Origin of the sequence: Acidaminococcus sp. HCP3S3_G9_1 (genome assembly GCF_052122455.1) — a bacterium.
In the GTDB taxonomy this organism is placed as follows: Bacteria; Bacillota; Negativicutes; order Acidaminococcales; family Acidaminococcaceae; genus Acidaminococcus.
The window spans coordinates 1-14,946 of the sequence record NZ_JBQKCH010000021.1 but is presented as its reverse complement, the minus strand read 5'-3'; the positions used below and the strand labels follow the sequence as shown (position 1 = coordinate 14,946).

Sequence of the window (14,946 nt, the reverse complement as noted above, 5' to 3'; positions counted from 1 at the left end):
GAGGTTCAACGTGCGTAAAGCGGTATGTCCGGGCAGTTTCGACCCGGTGACCATGGGACATCTGGATATTTTTGAACGGGCCAGCAAGATGTTTGATGAACTGATCATCAGCGTGTTCGTGAACCCGGCCAAGGACAAGGCCATGTTCTCCATGGAGGAACGGGTCTCCATGATCCGTCAGGCAACGGCCCACATCCCCAATGTGCGGGTGACATGTTTTTCCGGCCTGCTCAACGAATTCTGCGAAAAGAAAGGGGCCCGGTTCATTGTCCGGGGTCTCCGGGCGTTTACGGATTTCGAATACGAATTCCAGCGGGCGCTGCTCATGAAGGAAATCGATGAACAGCTGGAAACGGTGTTCATCATGACCAACGCCAAATATTCCTATCTCAGCTCTTCCGGAGTGCGGGAAATGGTCTATTTCGGCGGCGATATTTCCGGTTTTGTACCGGACTGCATCCGGGAGCAAGTGATGGCCCGGGGGAAACAATCTCTCAAACGGTAGGATCGAATACAAAAAGGAAGGAACGATGGTCATGGAATTGGATAAAATCTTGGACGAAATGGAAAGCATTCTGTCAGATGGCTGGAGGATCCCTCTTGTCAACAAGGTGATGATCGACGAAAACGAAATCACCATGGTGATGGACAAGCTGAGAGCGGCGGTGCCTCTGGAAGTGAAACGGGCCCATGACCTGCTGGAAGAACAGAAGAACATCATCGACAAGTCCCGGGCGGAAGCCGACCACATTGTGGAACAGGCCCATGCAGAAGGGGGACGGATTGTGGATCTGGCCAAGGCGGAAGCGGACCGTCTGGTGCGCCAGGAAGAAGTGGTGAAGGCTGCGGAAGAAAAAGCCAACGGGATCATCGCCACCACCCAGCAGTACGACCGGGATATGCGGGCGGCTGCAGATGCCTATGCGGAAAAGCTCCACAGCGAATCCATGCAGTACGCCATGGACGTGTTCAACTATCTGGAAGAAAACCTCACCAAGACCCTCAGTGCCGTACGGGACAACGGGAACGCCCTGAAATCCAGCTACGACGCCGACCACCAGCTGAACGCCGGGGACAAAGGGGAAGAAGAGAAATAAGGGACGCAACGGAAAAAGCCTGTTGTGCTGCTCAAGGCAGCATAACAGGCTTTTCTTTGTAATCCCGGTCCGTGATCTTTCCTTCGGTCACCAGCTGGTACAGGTCCTGGGCCCTCAGGTCCAGCTGGAGCTGGCGGCGGAAGGCGGGGGAGGGGGCCTTGGCCAGGGTGTCCTTCTGGATGGCGGTGAGAAGGGGGAGACGGGCGGTATGCTTCATGGCCCGGAGCAGCTGCCGTCCCCGGTCCGTGAACCCCAGCACCCGCAGGTACTGCGGCCCTTCCTGGGCCCCCTGGCGGAAAGGACAGTCCGGGCCGGACAGCAGGAACTGCCACAGGATCCGCCGGATCCGGGAAGGGGAATACCGCCGGGTGCGCACCTGGTCCACCAGCCCGTCAAAGCTGACCGCCCGCCGGCATTTCCAGATCCGGTCTTCCAGCCCTTCGGACACCTGGGTGAAGGCGGCCAGGTCCGCCGGGGACCCTTTTTCCAGAGCAAAGGCCAGCAGGGTATCCAGCCGGTCCTCCCGGGCTCCCAGGTCCAGCCCTGCCTGGCACCAGTCCCGGCACGGGGAACGGAGGGACGTGGGCAGGGCTTCTTCTGCAGCCCGGGTGAACCCCCGTTCCGCCACTTCCTTCCGGAAGGCGGTGGCACTGGGCCAGGTGCCTTTTTCCAGGGCGGCGCTGCCGTAAAGGGTCCCTTCCCGGCGGATGGGCAGGGGCTGGATCTCCGGGTGGCCCTTCAGGGCCTTCAGGTATTCCAGGGCCAGCAGGTTGTTGGACCCGGAAAAAAGTCCCTGATAGGCCAGGTTCCGCCGGCAGGCCAGCTGCTCCGCCGCCCCGGCATAGGAAAGGCCCCCGGAAAGGGCTGCTGCCCATTCACCCGGAGAAAAGTCCTCCCGGGCCAGCTGGAGCAGCAGCTTCGGGTCCCGGGCTTCGCAGCCAAAGGACAGGTGGGTCACAAGGCCGGTGGCGGCCAGGCTTTCCACCCCAAAGAAGGCGAACCCCTGGGCACTCTGGAGGCTCCCGGCCGCCGGCAGTTCCAGCACCAGGTCCACCCCGCCCAGGAGAGCCAGCCGGGTCCTGCGCCATTTGTCCCACAGGGGCAGTTCTCCCCGCTGGGTCAGGCTGCCGCTCATCACGGCAATGACGGGCACCGGGCCCAGCAGCGCCCGGGCGGCCTCCAGATGATGGCCGTGGCCCCGGTGAAAGGGATTGTATTCGGCCACCAGGCCGATGACAGAAGGTTGTTCCATAGCAGATCTCCAAATTTTTATTTTACAAATCCGTAAAACTTTGCTAACATATATTAGTATTATAGCATAAGCATAATACTGGTTTAAAATCAGTAGTCGATCAGGAGGCAATGTAATGAAGATTTTTGTTGTAAACTGCGGCAGCTCTTCCATCAAATATCAGCTGATTGATATGAAGGATGAATCTGTCATCGCTAAAGGTCTGGTAGAACGTATCGGCATCGAAGGCTCCGTTCTGACCCACACTCCCGCCGGCAAGGACAAGGTAAGACTGGAAAGCGCCATCCCCGACCATGTGGACGGCATCAAGAAGGTCCTGGCTGCTCTGGTTGACCCCAACCACGGCGTCATCAAATCCATGGACGAAATCGATGCTGTTGGCCACCGTGTGGTGCACGGCGGTGAAATCTTCAATGAATCCGTTGTGATTACCGATGAAGTGCTGAAACAGATCGAAGATCTCAGCGATATGGCTCCCCTGCATCAGCCGGCCAACGTTTCCGGTATCCGTGCCTGCCAGAAACTGATGCCCAACACCCCGCAGGTTGCCGTATTCGATACTGCATTCCATCAGACCATGCCTCCTGTGGCATATATGTTCGGCGTGAAATACGAAGAATACAAGGACTATGGCATCCGGAAATACGGCTTCCATGGGACTTCCCACAAATACGTGTCCGGGGTGGCTGCTCAGCTGCTGAAGAAGGACATCAAAGACACCAAGATCATCACCTGCCATCTGGGCAACGGTTCCAGCATCACCGCTGTGGACGGGGGCAAATCCGTGGATACTTCCATGGGCTTTACTCCTCTGGACGGCGTGCTGATGGGCACCCGTACCGGTTCCATCGACCCGGCTGTGGTTCCCGTGCTGATGCAGAAGAAGGGCCTGGATGCTGCCGGCGTTGACAAGTACATGAACAAGGAATGCGGCGTCCTGGGCGTTTCCGGCGTTTCCAGCGACTTCCGTGACCTGGAAGATGCTGCCGCCAAAGGCAACGAAAGAGCCCAGCTGGCCCTGGATATGTTCTGCTACCAGGTGAAACGGTACATCGGCGCTTATGCAGCTGCCATGGGCGGCGTTGACGCCATCGTGTTCACCGCCGGCGTAGGCGAAAACGACATCCATACCCGTCAGCAGGTTTGCGCAGGCCTGGAATTCCTGGGTGTGAAACTGGATGCTGACCGGAACAACGTACGGGGCAAAGTCACCGAAATCAGCGCCGCTGATTCCAAGGTGAAAGTATTCCTGATCCCCACCAACGAAGAACTGGCCATTGCCCAGGATACCCTGAGACTGTGCAGCAAATAAGATGATTTGGGCTTTTGCTTGACAAAGGCCGGTTTCATCGATATAATGTAACGGTTGATAATATGATTAAAATCAATGTAGCAGAAATCAAAAAAAGACTGACAGGGTCAGAATCTTTCCAGTACGACCTTGCCCCGTCCCAGTTGAACCTGACGCCGGAAGATGCCAGCCTGGAAGGGCACATCCTGGTGGAAGGGGAGATTTCCAACGGGGGAGACGTGCTCCTTCTCACCGCTAGGGAAAAGTTCGTCTGCCACGGCACCTGCGCCCGCTGTCTGAAAGATGTGCGGCTGGAGCTTACGGCCCAGGTGGAAGAACGGTATTATCCCGAAGGCACGGAAGGACTGGAAGAAGATGCCTTCACCTATCAGTTCGATATGGTTGATGTTACGGATGCTTTGAGAGAGTCCCTGCTCCTGGCCATCCCGGCCAGAGTCCTGTGCAAACCGGACTGCAAGGGGATCTGTCCGGTCTGTGGAGCGGACCGCAATGTGACGGAATGTCACTGCGATACCCATTCCATCGACCCCAGGTTGGAGGCTCTCAAGGCGTTGTTAGAGAAATAGCCTGAGATTAGGAGGTGTAACGATATGGCAGTACCGAAGAGAAAAATGTCCAAAGCCCGTCGGGATTCCCGCCGTGCCAACTGGAAACTGGCTGCTCCTGGCCTGGTTGAATGCCCTCAGTGCCACGAACTGAAGCGCCCGCACCACGTATGCACTGAATGCGGCTACTACGATGGCAAGGAAGTCGTGAAAGAAGACGAAGAATAAGGAACCCGGTCCGCCGGACCTTGAAAAGGACGCCGTCCCGAAAGGGGCGGCGTCCTTTTTTCTTCCCCTTCCTAAATCCTCCAAACTGGCTTATAATGATAGAATAGAAATGATTAAATCGATGCGAGGAGAGCAGCTATATATGAAATTCTTTATCGATACGGCCAACCTGGACGAGATCCGGGAAGCGGAGGCCATGGGGATCATCAGCGGGGTCACCACCAATCCTTCCCTGATCGCCAAGGAAGGCCGGGACTATGAGGAAACCCTCCGGGAAATCGCCCAGATTGTGGACGGCCCCATTTCCGGGGAAGTGAAGGCCAGCACCACCCTGGCCCGGGACATGGTGATGGAGGGCCGGGTGATCTCCCGGATCCATCCCAATATGGTGGTGAAGATCCCCATGACCCGGGAAGGCCTGAAAGCCGTGAAGATCCTGGCTTCCGAAGGGATCAAAACCAACGTGACCCTGGTCTTTTCCGCCACCCAGGCCATCCTGGCTGCCCGGGCCGGTGCCACCTACGTATCTCCTTTCCTGGGGCGGCTGGACGACATTTCCACCGACGGCACCCGGCTGATCAAGGAAGTGATGGAGATCTTCCGTCTCTACCCGGACATTACCACCAAGGTGATCTGCGCCTCCATCCGGCATCCCATGCATGTGGTGGAATGTGCCAAAACGGGAGCGGACATTGCCACGGTGCCCTACAAGGTGCTGATGCAGATGGTCCAGCATCCTCTCACCCGGACGGGCATCGAGAAGTTCTGTCAGGATTTCGAAGCGGTGTTCGGCCGGTAAACTATGAACAACCTGTAAATTCTGTAACAGACCACCCGGTCAAGACTTGTATTTTGCCCCTGCTCTGGTATAATAGGTGTAAGTGTTATGACTAGGTACTAAAAGTAGGTGGTAGAATGGGTTCTGTGGGACAGAAAAAGGCAAGACAGCAGCGTCTGCAGCAGCTGCTGGCCAGGAATCCGTTCCTGACCGACGAGCATCTGGCCGAAACCTTTCAGGTGAGCATCCAGACCATCCGGCTGGACCGGCTGGCCCTGGGGATCCCGGAACTCCGGGAGCGTACCCGTCATATGGCGGAGGACGCCCAGGAAAAACTGAAAGCCATTACCAGCGAGGACATCGTCGGGGAACTGATCGACCTGGAAATCGGGGTCAGCGGCATCTCCATGATGACGGTGGACCGGGAAATGGTGCTGCAGAAAACCGGTGTCTGCCGGGGACAGTACATGTTCGCCCAGGCCAATTCCCTGGCTCTGGCGGTGATCGATGCCCCTGCGGCCCTCACCGGGGTGGCCAATGTAAAGTACAAAATCCCTGTGACCGTGGGAGCCATTCTGGTGGCAAGAGCCGAAGTGGTCCGGAAACAGGAAGACAAATATACCATATGGGTGAAGATCAGGAACAACCACAAGGAAGTGTTCCGTGCCAAGTTCCTGATTGTCGCCATTCCGGAACAAAGGAGCCAAGAAGATGAAAATCGCAGTTGACGTAATGGGCACTGACTATGGCCCTGCCGAGATCATCAAAGGGGTGCTTCAGGCGGTTGACGAATATGGCTGCGACGTGGTGCTGGTGGGGGATCAGGAAGTGATCCGCCAGGAACTGGCCCGGGAACATCAGGAAAACAATCCCCGGGTAACCATCCATCATGCCAGCCAGGTCATCGAAATGAAGGACCATCCGGGAATCAGCGTAAAGAAGAAACGGGATGCCTCCATTGTGGTGGCTACCCATCTCCTCCACGAAAAGGAATGTGACGCCCTGGTGTCCTCCGGCAGTACCGGTGCCGCAGTGGCTTCCGCCCTGTTCGGCCTGGGACGGATCCGGGGCATCGAACGGCCGGCCATTGCCACGGTGATCCCCAATGTGAAGGGGGCCACGGTACTGGTGGATTCCGGCGCCAAGGTGGATGCCAAACCGGAACAGCTGGTCCAGAACGCCATCATGGGGTCCATTTATGCGGAACTCCAGCTGGGGATCCCCCAGCCCCGGGTGGGCCTTCTGAACATCGGGGAAGAAGAGACCAAGGGCAATGAACAGTGCCTGGCCACCTATCCTTTGCTGAAACAGGACTCTCACATCCATTTCATCGGCAATGTGGAAGGCCGGGACATCAACAAAGGCACTGTGGACGTGGTAGTCTGCGACGGCTTTGTGGGCAACGTGGTGTTAAAGACCATGGAAGGCCTGGCCAGCGCCGTTATGGAGATCCTGAAAAAGACCCTGATGGAAAGCGGCATCTTTGCCAAACTGGGAGCCCTGCTTATGAAGCCGGCGCTCCTGCGGATGAAAAAACAGATGGATGCATCGGAATACGGCGGCGCCCTGCTTATGGGTGTCCGGGCTCCCTTCATCATCTGCCACGGCAGTTCCAAGGCCAAAGCCATCAAGAACGCCGTACGGGTGGCCATTGAGCTGACCCAGAAAGACGTGGTGGGACGGATCCGCCAGGAAATCATGCACGACGAAGAAAGTGGTGAATTATAAATGACGAAACCTGCAGTGGGCTTTTTGGGCATGGGGTACTATGTGCCGGAAAAAGTCCTGACCAACTTTGATCTGGAAAAAATGGTGGATACCAGCGATCAGTGGATCGTGGAACGGACCGGGATCCGGGAACGGCACATTGCCGCTCCGGACCAGGCAACCTCTGATCTGGCCTTTATCGCGGCCCAGCGGGCTCTGGAAGACGCCGGGATCACCGCCGACCAGCTGGACCTGATCGTGGTGGGCACGGAATCTCCGGACATGAAGTTCCCTTCCGTAGCCTGCATCCTTCAGAACAAACTGGGAGCCTCCCATGCGGCGGCTTTTGACTTGGCTGCCGGCTGCTCCGGCTTTGTGTACGCCTGCGGCATTGCCAGCCAGACCATCGCCAGCGGCATGTACAAACACGTGCTGGTGGTAGGAGCGGAAACCCTTTCCCGGATCCTCAACTGGCAGGACCGGAACACCTGCATCCTCTTCGGGGATGGGGCCGGTGCCGCAGTTCTGGGACCGGTGGAAGAAGGCTACGGCATCCTGTCCGTTGACCTGGGGGCCAACGGGGCCGGGGGCCAGTACCTGACCATGCCTGCCGGGGGATCCCGGAAGCCGGCCAGCGAGGAAACCGTGGCCAACCACGAACACTGCATCCACATGGTGGGCAAGGAAGTGTTCAAGTTTGCCGTGAAGGTCATGGGCCACAGCGCCCTGGCCGCTTTGGAAAAGGCCGGCATGGGCAAGGAGGACATCGATCTTTTGATTCCCCACCAGGCCAACCAGCGGATCATCGATTCTGCTGCCAAACGGCTGAAGCTGTCCACGGACAAGATTTTCGTAAACCTGGAAAAATACGCCAATACATCCGCTGCATCCATTCCCATTGCCCTTTGCCAGGCACGGGATGCAGGACGGATCCATAAAGGAGAGAACGTGGTGATGGTGGGCTTTGGCGCCGGCCTCACCTATGGTTCTCTGGTAGTGAAATGGCAAAAAGATGAGGAGGCCAGAGCATGAGTAAAATTGCTTTTGTGTTCCCGGGACAGGGGTCCCAGACCGTAGGCATGATGAAGGAACTGTACGACAACTACGCCTGCGTCCGTGAAGTATTCAAGGAAGCCGATGAAGCACTGGGCTTTTCCATGACGGATCTGTGCTTCAAAGGGCCGGAAGACCAGCTGCGGCTCACCTACAACACCCAGCCTGCCATCCTGACCTGCAGCATTGCAGCCATGAAGGTGCTGAACGAAAACGGGGTGTTCCCGGATGTGGCCGCCGGTCACAGCCTGGGTGAATATTCCGCTCTGGTGTGCGCCGGTTCCCTGAAATTCGCCGATGCAGTGCGCACGGTGCGGAAACGGGGCCAGTTCATGCAGGAAGCAGTTCCTGTGGGCCAGGGGGCCATGGCCGCCATCATTGCCCTGGATACCGCCAAGATCCGGGAGATCTGCGCTGACATCCAGGAAAAACGGAACGAAGCAGTACAGCCGGTGAACTTCAACTGCCCGGGTCAGGTGGTCATCGCCGGGGCCACGGAAGCTGTAAAAGAGGCTTGCGAAGCCTTAAAGGCCGCCGGTGCCAAACGGGCCATCATGCTGCCGGTAAGCGCTCCTTTCCACAGCACCCTGATGCAGCCGGCTGCAGACCGTCTGAAGGAAGTGCTGGACGGCATCGAAGTGGCTGACGCCAAGATCCCGGTGATCGCCAACGTCACCGCCCGTCCCGAACAGAAAGGGGACGAAATCCGTCAGGTACTGGTGAAACAGGCTGCCAGCCCGGTACTCTGGGAAGACAGTGTCCGGTACATGATGGAAAACGGCGTGGATACCTTCATCGAAGTGGGACCTGGCAAGGTGCTCACCGGTTTCGTCAAGAAAATCGACCGTTCCTACACCGGCCAGAACGTGGAAGACCTGGCCAGTTTGGAAAAAACCCTTGCTTATTTAAAGGAGGTCAGATAAAATGACTTTAGTCGGGAAAGTGGCGCTGGTTACCGGCGGCTCCCGGGGCATCGGCCGTGCCATTGCCCTGAAGCTGGCGGAAAACGGAGCTGACGTAGCCATCAACTATGCCGGCAATACCGCTGCAGCAGAAGAAGTCAAGACGGCCATCGAACAGATGGGCCGGAAGGCTCTCCTGGTCCAGGGCAGCGTAGCCGATACCGACGGTGTCCAGACCATCGTGAACACGGTGGTGAAGGAACTGGGCCGTCTGGACATCCTGATCAACAACGCGGGGATCACCCGGGACGGGCTCCTGATGCGCATGAAGGAAGCGGACTGGGACGATGTGATGCACACCAACCTGAAAGGGGTGTACAATTGCTCCAAGGCCGTCCTGCGCACCATGATGAAGCAGAGAAGCGGCCGGATCGTGAACATGGCCTCCGTAGTGGGGGAAATGGGGAACGCCGGTCAGACCAACTATGCGGCTGCCAAAGCCGGGGTCATCGGCTTCACCAAGAGCCTGGCCAAGGAAGTGGCTTCCCGGGGCATTACGGTCAATGCCATTGCTCCTGGCTTCATTGCCACGGATATGACCAGTGTGCTCACCGACGACCAGAAGGCCGAAATGGCGCGGACTATCCCTCTGGGACGGGCCGGCCAGCCTGAAGATGTTGCCAATGCAGTCCTTTTCCTCGTTTCCGAGGGGGCTGCTTATATAACCGGCCAGGTTTTAAATGTGGACGGTGGCATGGTAATGTAGTATCATTATATGTTAGAGGATTGGAAGGAGGTGAACTGGAATGAGCGAACAGAGCACTTTTGAAAAAGTAAAGGCCATCACCGTTGATCAGCTGAGCGTTGCTCCTGAAGACGTAAAAATGGACTCTACTTTTATCGATGACTTGGGAGCTGATTCTCTGGACATTGTGGAACTGATCATGGCTTTCGAAGAGGAATTCAACACTGAAATCCCCGACGATGTGGCCGAAAAGATCCGCACCGTAAGAGACGCAGTCGAACTGTTGGATAAAGAAGGCAAATAATAGCATCCCATTATTTTCGGAAGGCCCTGCAACAGGGGCTTTCCGAACTTTATCCATGATCTTATGATCTGAAATGGGGGATTTTTGTTGAAAGTGCCAGTGCTGAAGATTGGTGAAAAAGTAGCAACTATGCCTATCGTCCAAGGCGGTATGGCCATACGCTTGTCCACGGCGCGTTTGGCAGCTTCAGTGGCCAATGAAGGCGGTGTGGGTCTGATCGCTGCTTCTGGTCTGCCCTTCGATGAGCTGCGCAAGGAAATCCGTCTTGCCCGGAAATTATCCAATGGCAAGGGAATGATTGGCATCAATGCCATGGTAGCCGCCCGGGAGTTTAAGGGTCTCATTACAACTGCGGCCCAGGAGAAAGTCGATCTGATTGTGGCCGGGGCTGGCTTTTCCAGAGATATGTTTTCTGTCGGCAAGGAATATAATGTTCCCATTGTGCCGATTGTATCCTATGCCAAACTGGCAAAGATTGCGGAACGGCTCGGTGCTTCCGCCGTTGTGGTGGAAGGGACTGAAGCAGGGGGCCATTTGGGGACCCAGCGTTCCATCAAAGATATCCTGCCGGAAATCCTTTCGGTGGTGAAGATTCCGGTCATTGCGGCTGGTGGCGCTGTCACCGGCAAAGATGCGGCGGAATTGCTGAAAATGGGTGCCAGTGGCGTCCAGATGGGCAGCCGGTTTGCTGCCAGTGAGGAGTCCAACGGGTCTCCTTTCTTAAAACAATTTTATTTGAAAATGACCCAAGATGATGTGGTTCAAATAGATAGTCCGGTAGGATTCAAGGGCCGTGCCGTGCTGACGCCTTTTTCCAAGGCTGTGCTGGAAGGCCATCCTCTGAAACCCACCACCTGCGACAGCTGCCTGAAGCACTGCTCCCGCAGCTTCTGTATCATCCGGGCTCTGACCCGGGCCCAGCAGGGAGACCTGGAAACAGGTCTGGTGTTTACCGGAGCCAACATGTGGAAAATTAAAGAAATCCTTCCCGTCCATGAAATCTTCAGACGGATCCGGGAAGACTGGGACAATATTGAGTAGAGGTGATCCTTTTGAAACGAAGAGTGGTTGTGACCGGCCTCAGTGCGATTACGCCCATTGGCATCGGTAAAGAAGCATTCTGGAACAGCCTGATGGAAGGCAAATCCGGTATCGGTCTGATTACCCAGTTCGATACCACTGATTTTAACTGCAAAATCGCCGGGGAAGTAAAGGATTTTGACTTTGCGGATTACGGCGACAAAAAAGAAGGCAAACGGATGGACCGGGTGACCCAGTTCGCCGTGGCCTGTGCCAAAATGGCAGTGAAAGATTCTGCCCTGGACCTGGATAAGGAAGATGCAGACCGGATCGGCGTGTGCGTAGGCACTGGCATCGGCGGCATCCATACCTTCCTGGATGCGGCCACCAAGCTGGTCTCCAAGGGACATGGCCGGATCAGCCCCTTCTTCATTCCCATGGAAATCCCCAACATGCCGGCAGCTCAGATCGCCATCGATCTGAAGGTGAAAGGCCCCAACACGGCCATTGTCACCGCCTGCTCCACCGGTTCTGACTGCATCGGGGACGCCCTCCGGACCATCCAGTACGGAGATGCGGACGTGATGCTGGCCGGGGGTACCGAAGCAGCCATTTCTCCCATTGCCGTGGCCGGGTTCGACAACATGAAAGCCCTGTCCCGGAACAACGAAGCTCCGGAAAAGGCCTCCTGCCCCTTCGACAAGAAGCGTAGCGGCTTTGTCATGGGCGAAGGCGCCGGGATCGTGGTCCTGGAAGAACTGGAACATGCCAAGGCCCGTGGGGCTCAGATCTATGCAGAACTGGTGGGCTACGGCCACAACAGTGACGCCTACCATATCACCGCTCCGGATCCGGAAGGGGATATGCAGGTGAAATGCATGGAAATGGCCATCAAAGACGCCGGCCTGACCCCGGCTGACATTGACTATGTGAATGCCCACGGCACCAGCACCCACCGGAACGACCTGAACGAAACCAACTGCTGCAAGCGGGTATTTGGAGACCGGGCCAAGGAAGTGCCCATCAGCTCCATCAAATCCATGACCGGCCATCTCCTGGGCGGTGCCGGCGGCGTGGAAGCCGTGGCTACGGTACTGACCATCAAAAACGGCATGATCCCTCCCACCATCAACTATGAAGATGTGGATACGGAAGAAGGCCTGGATCTGGACTACGTGCCCAATGTGGCCCGGAAAGCCGATGTGAAGGTGGCTCTGTCCAACAACTTCGGTTTCGGCGGTCACAACGCCATCCTGTGCTTCAAAAAGTACGAAGACTAAGGGGCTCCCGGTACCATGGAGGAACAGCGTCAGAAAGAGCTGGAAGGGCTCTGCCGCCAGCTGGGCATGGTCATGAAGGACCTGCACCTGCTGGATATGGCACTGACCCATACGTCCTATGCCTATGAGTCCAAAAAGAATCCCCGGCCCCAGCACAATCAGCGGCTGGAGTTTTTGGGGGATTCGGTGCTGAGCCTGGTGGTCAGCACCCATATCTACAAAACCTGTCCCCAGATGGACGAAGGGGAGCTGTCCAAGCTCCGGGCCTTCCTGGTATGTGAGGAGACCCTGGCCCAGCTGGCCACGGAAAACCATCTGGGAGACCATCTGCTCCTGGGCAAAGGGGAAATCAACCTGGATGGGGAGGAGAATCCCTCTATCCTGGCCGATGCCTTTGAAAGCGTCCTGGGAGCCTATTACCTGGACCAGGGTTTTGCCAAAGTGACGGAGCTTTTGGGACGGCTGTTGATCAGCCGGATCCCGGAGCTTACTGCCGACGGCATTGACCGGGATTACAAGACCCGGCTCCAGGAAGTGGTGCAGAAAGACGGCCCGGTAGAAATCGACTATGAGCAGGTTTCCGCAGAAGGCCCCAGCCACAACCGGACCTTCGTCATGCGCGTCCTGGTGAACCAGGAAGAGCGGGGCAGAGGCCGGGGAAGAACCAAAAAAGAAGCCGAACAGCGGGCTGCCAGAGAGGCCCTGAAGGCTTGCAAATGAGATAAAAAAATACCGCGCATCTGCGCGGTATTTTTTTATCTCATTCTGTTTCCTTCTGCCTTCTTCTTGTTTTCATACATGACCGCATCGGCCCGGAGGAATACATGGAGAAAGTTGATGTCGTTTTCCGGATCGTAGGCGCTGAATCCGGAGGCAAAGGCCAGCTGGTCCCAGGGCCGGTCATCCTCATAGTTTCGTTTCCGGTTCCAGGGCTTCAGCTGGGACAGGATGGCCTCCCGGTTGTGGTAGTCCTCCTTCTGGAGGATTACCACGAATTCGTCCCCGCCTACCCGGTACACCGGGCTGTGCTTGAACAGGTCGCAGATGTATTTCACCGTCCGCAGGAGCAGATCGTTGCCCCGGGCGTGACCGTATCGGTCATTGACTCCTTTCAGGTCGTTCACATCCACCATCAGCACTCCAAAGGAAGGAACCTTGGCCGGATCCTTCCGGATCAGCCGGTCCAGTTCCTGGACCTTTAGCTGGTAAGCCCGGGTGTTCTTCACCTGGGTCAGGTTGTCTTCCAGGGCCTGGTTTTCCAGCCGGTCCACCATTTCCTTCATCCGCAGCATGGTCTGGTCCATGTTCCGGGCCAGATCCCCCACCTCATCCTTCTGGGTGCTGTGGAGCAGGGTGTCATAGTTCCCCTGGCCCATCCGCCGGGCGGCTTCGTCGATTTCCTTCAAAGGCTGAATGATCCGGTTGGCCCCGGCAATGGCCATGCCGGAGGTAATGAGTCCGAAGAACACCATCAGGAACAGGTTTCGTCCGTAGGAAATCCGCCGTTCCTCATAAATCTCCTCATCCGGAGCAATGATCCCCAGATTCATGCTGTTCCGCAGGGTAATAAAGGCCAGTTCCTTCTCCTGGCCCTTGTAGTGGTAGCTCAGCAGCTGGTCGTTGGAATCCCGGCCTTTCAGCACCTCCGCATAGGGTTCCAGGCCGAAATCTTTCAAGGTGGTGGGAGCTCCCTCCGGATAATCCGGATGGTAGTACAGCTCTCCCTCATTAGAGAACAGCACGGCATAGCCGCTTTCGTAGATCCTGGTATCCCGGATCATGGAAATCAGGGTGTCCATCCGGATGCTCAGGCCCACAAAACCCACAAACTGCTGGTTCTTGTAAACCGGTACCACATAGGAGATCCGCCGGACTGCGAAATTGTGGTCATTGTAAGGCGGGCGCCATACAGGCTGGCCGCCTTTCCGCAGATCCTGGAAGAACTTCCGGAGATGCCGGTCCTTGAAGAAATACTGTCCCATTTCCTCAGGGGTGTGGGGTAAATAGGCTTTCCGTTCCGGATCCCAGGTGTACCAGAATCCGTTGGGGTGGCCGGTATATTCACTGTTGAACTGGAGATAATACCCAAAAATGGTGGAAGAACTTTCCGCCGACAGATGGAACTGTTTTTCCAGATGATCCAGGATCTGCTGCTGGACAGCCGGGTCCCTCAGGGCTCTGGGATCGTCAATATCCGCTTCCAGGGAACGGGCCAGGGCATCGGTCATGTCCTTGGCCTCCGTCAGGGTGCTCTGGATGGGGGCCGAAGTCCGCTGGGCCTGCCAGTTCAGGCTCATGGTGGCGATCCGGGTGGAAGTAGTAGTGACAGTCTGCAGGTCCAGGAACCCCATGATCAGCACCAGGGACACGGTAATGCCCAGGATGATCAGCAGGAACTGGGACCGGAGACTGCGGAATTTGATCCACACAGCACAAATACGCTCCTTTATACAGAATTATAAAAAGCAAAAGCCGGCTGTTTCCGTGACAGCCGGCTGGGGAACCCTGGAAAAAGAGAGCAGGTCTCTGCAGCTGGCTGCCATTTTACAGGCCCTTATAGCTTTGCGTCACTGGATTTCTCCAGGTTTGCCAAATGTTTTCTTTATTTTTTTGGCTCTGTCACAACAAATGGTTGATTTTTGACGAGAAATAGCGTATAATAATAGTAAGAAACAGTACCACCGAAGGAGGTAATTGGATATGCCTACTATCAAAGACGCATT

The 14,946-nt window shown here is 56.4% G+C and carries 17 protein-coding genes and 1 riboswitch; of the genes, 15 read left to right on the top strand and 2 right to left on the bottom strand.

All coding sequences use genetic code 11. The features are described 5' to 3' along the window. Positions 1 to 10 precede the first annotated feature (10 nt). Positions 11 to 505 carry a pantetheine-phosphate adenylyltransferase gene (gene coaD, locus ACTQY1_RS10680; protein WP_022487439.1) on the top strand — a complete coding sequence of 165 codons (495 nt, stop codon included), beginning with the start codon at positions 11 to 13 and terminating at the stop codon, positions 503 to 505. A 31-nt stretch (positions 506 to 536) separates the two neighbouring features. Beyond that, entirely contained in the window at positions 537 to 1,097 is a 561-nt protein-coding gene (locus ACTQY1_RS10675; RefSeq protein WP_022487440.1) for a hypothetical protein, read from the top strand. 31 nt (positions 1,098 to 1,128) lie between these two features. Here ACTQY1_RS10675 and ACTQY1_RS10670 read toward each other — a convergent pair whose 3' ends face one another. Continuing rightward, complete coding sequence (locus ACTQY1_RS10670) at positions 1,129 to 2,349, bottom strand: tRNA(Met) cytidine acetate ligase (protein ID WP_308664205.1); 1,221 nt, start codon at positions 2,347 to 2,349, stop codon at positions 1,129 to 1,131. A gap of 115 nt (positions 2,350 to 2,464) precedes the next feature. On the opposite strand from ACTQY1_RS10670, the gene ACTQY1_RS10665 reads away from it, so the two are divergent. The 13 genes from ACTQY1_RS10665 to rnc all read left to right on the top strand — a co-directional run bounded on the left by ACTQY1_RS10665 (position 2,465) and on the right by rnc (position 12,943). Further along, positions 2,465 to 3,661, top strand: coding sequence for an acetate/propionate family kinase (locus tag ACTQY1_RS10665; RefSeq protein WP_022487579.1), 1,197 nt, complete (start codon positions 2,465 to 2,467; stop codon positions 3,659 to 3,661). Between the two features lie 62 nt (positions 3,662 to 3,723). Continuing rightward, positions 3,724 to 4,227 (top strand): YceD family protein, encoded by a 504-nt coding sequence (locus tag ACTQY1_RS10660; RefSeq protein ID WP_022487578.1) that lies wholly within the window; start codon positions 3,724 to 3,726, stop codon positions 4,225 to 4,227. 24 nt (positions 4,228 to 4,251) lie between these two features. Beyond that, the gene (rpmF, locus tag ACTQY1_RS10655; RefSeq protein WP_012938743.1) at positions 4,252 to 4,434 is read left to right on the top strand and encodes a 50S ribosomal protein L32; all 183 of its coding nucleotides are present in this window, start codon (positions 4,252 to 4,254) and stop codon (positions 4,432 to 4,434) included. Between the two features lie 142 nt (positions 4,435 to 4,576). Then, complete coding sequence (fsa, locus tag ACTQY1_RS10650; protein ID WP_022487577.1) at positions 4,577 to 5,233, top strand: fructose-6-phosphate aldolase; 657 nt, start codon at positions 4,577 to 4,579, stop codon at positions 5,231 to 5,233. A 116-nt stretch (positions 5,234 to 5,349) separates the two neighbouring features. Beyond that, positions 5,350 to 5,940 carry a transcription factor FapR gene (gene fapR, locus ACTQY1_RS10645; RefSeq protein WP_022487576.1) on the top strand — a complete coding sequence of 197 codons (591 nt, stop codon included), beginning with the start codon at positions 5,350 to 5,352 and terminating at the stop codon, positions 5,938 to 5,940. After that, positions 5,924 to 6,940, top strand: a complete 1,017-nt coding sequence (gene plsX, locus ACTQY1_RS10640) for a phosphate acyltransferase PlsX (RefSeq protein WP_308664206.1) — start codon at positions 5,924 to 5,926, stop codon at positions 6,938 to 6,940. Before fapR ends, plsX begins: the two co-directional genes overlap by 17 nt. Beyond that, positions 6,941 to 7,951 carry a beta-ketoacyl-ACP synthase III gene (locus ACTQY1_RS10635; RefSeq protein WP_022487574.1) on the top strand — a complete coding sequence of 337 codons (1,011 nt, stop codon included), beginning with the start codon at positions 6,941 to 6,943 and terminating at the stop codon, positions 7,949 to 7,951. Continuing rightward, a complete protein-coding gene (fabD, locus tag ACTQY1_RS10630) occupies positions 7,948 to 8,895 on the top strand; it encodes an ACP S-malonyltransferase (RefSeq protein WP_154487316.1) in 948 nt (315 codons plus the stop codon). Before ACTQY1_RS10635 ends, fabD begins: the two co-directional genes overlap by 4 nt. A 1-nt stretch (position 8,896) precedes the next feature. Next, positions 8,897 to 9,640 carry a 3-oxoacyl-[acyl-carrier-protein] reductase gene (fabG, locus tag ACTQY1_RS10625; protein ID WP_022487572.1) on the top strand — a complete coding sequence of 248 codons (744 nt, stop codon included), beginning with the start codon at positions 8,897 to 8,899 and terminating at the stop codon, positions 9,638 to 9,640. A gap of 40 nt (positions 9,641 to 9,680) precedes the next feature. Beyond that, positions 9,681 to 9,923: an acyl carrier protein gene (locus ACTQY1_RS10620; protein WP_012938736.1), complete on the top strand. Its 243-nt coding sequence runs from the start codon at positions 9,681 to 9,683 to the stop codon at positions 9,921 to 9,923. 87 nt (positions 9,924 to 10,010) lie between these two features. Continuing rightward, positions 10,011 to 10,964: an NAD(P)H-dependent flavin oxidoreductase gene (locus ACTQY1_RS10615; RefSeq protein WP_022487571.1), complete on the top strand. Its 954-nt coding sequence runs from the start codon at positions 10,011 to 10,013 to the stop codon at positions 10,962 to 10,964. An 11-nt stretch (positions 10,965 to 10,975) separates the two neighbouring features. After that, the gene (gene fabF, locus ACTQY1_RS10610) at positions 10,976 to 12,223 is read left to right on the top strand and encodes a beta-ketoacyl-ACP synthase II (protein ID WP_441374182.1); all 1,248 of its coding nucleotides are present in this window, start codon (positions 10,976 to 10,978) and stop codon (positions 12,221 to 12,223) included. Positions 12,224 to 12,238: 15 nt separating this feature from the next. Further along, positions 12,239 to 12,943 (top strand): ribonuclease III, encoded by a 705-nt coding sequence (gene rnc / locus ACTQY1_RS10605; protein ID WP_022487569.1) that lies wholly within the window; start codon positions 12,239 to 12,241, stop codon positions 12,941 to 12,943. 35 nt (positions 12,944 to 12,978) lie between these two features. Here the strand turns inward: rnc and ACTQY1_RS10600 are convergent, their stop codons facing one another. After that, the gene (locus ACTQY1_RS10600) at positions 12,979 to 14,652 is read right to left on the bottom strand and encodes a sensor domain-containing diguanylate cyclase (RefSeq protein ID WP_441374181.1); all 1,674 of its coding nucleotides are present in this window, start codon (positions 14,650 to 14,652) and stop codon (positions 12,979 to 12,981) included. Between the two features lie 95 nt (positions 14,653 to 14,747). Then, positions 14,748 to 14,824: riboswitch (cyclic di-GMP riboswitch) on the bottom strand. Positions 14,825 to 14,946: the final 122 nt, after the last annotated feature.